Raw genomic sequence first — 692 nt, forward strand, 5'->3', positions numbered from 1 at the left:
CTTCAGAAACTTCTTTTGCGCCACTTTCAACCATATTGATAGCTTCTTTTGTACCTGCAACAGTTAAATGGATATCAGACATAGCTTCTTGTTCAACAGTTGGATTAATAATGTATTCTCCGTTTACACGACCAACATCTACACCAGCAATTGGGCCGTTGAAAGGAATATCTGAAATTACAAGAGCCAATGATGAACCGAACATAGCTGAAAAAGAAGGTGAGCAATCTTTTTCTACAGACATTACAGTATTGGTTATTTGAACTTCATTACGAAAACCATCGGCAAACATTGGGCGAATTGGACGGTCAATCAAACGTGCAGTTAATGTAGCTGCTTCGCTGGGACGTCCTTCCCGTTTAATAAATCCTCCAGGGATTTTACCAACAGCATACATTTTTTCATCATAATTTACGGTCAATGGGAAAAAATCTACATCTTTTGCTTTTTTACTAGCTACCGCTGCAGATAAAACAGCTGTATCTCCATAACGAATCATAGCTGCTCCATTTGCTTGTTTGGCTAGTTGTCCAACTTCCACCGTTAATGTACGGCCTGCCCATTCCTTTGTAAAAACTTGTTTCTCTGTCATATATTGTCGTTCTCCTTTTTCTCTTAAACTGTCGTTCATTTTCCACACAGACTACTAAACAAATGTCAATCTTTAAGGATTTAAACACTCACATTTGTAT

1 pseudogene is annotated in these 692 nt (G+C 38.0%); it reads right to left on the reverse strand.

The window, feature by feature from the left end:
• Nucleotides 1-592 (reverse strand): annotated as a pseudogene (locus tag RT405_RS09195) (polyribonucleotide nucleotidyltransferase); the annotation flags it as partial.
• Between the last annotated feature and the right edge of the window lie 100 nt (nt 593-692).

This window comes from Carnobacterium sp. (assembly GCF_032094055.1).
Classification (GTDB): domain Bacteria; phylum Bacillota; class Bacilli; order Lactobacillales; family Carnobacteriaceae; genus Carnobacterium_A.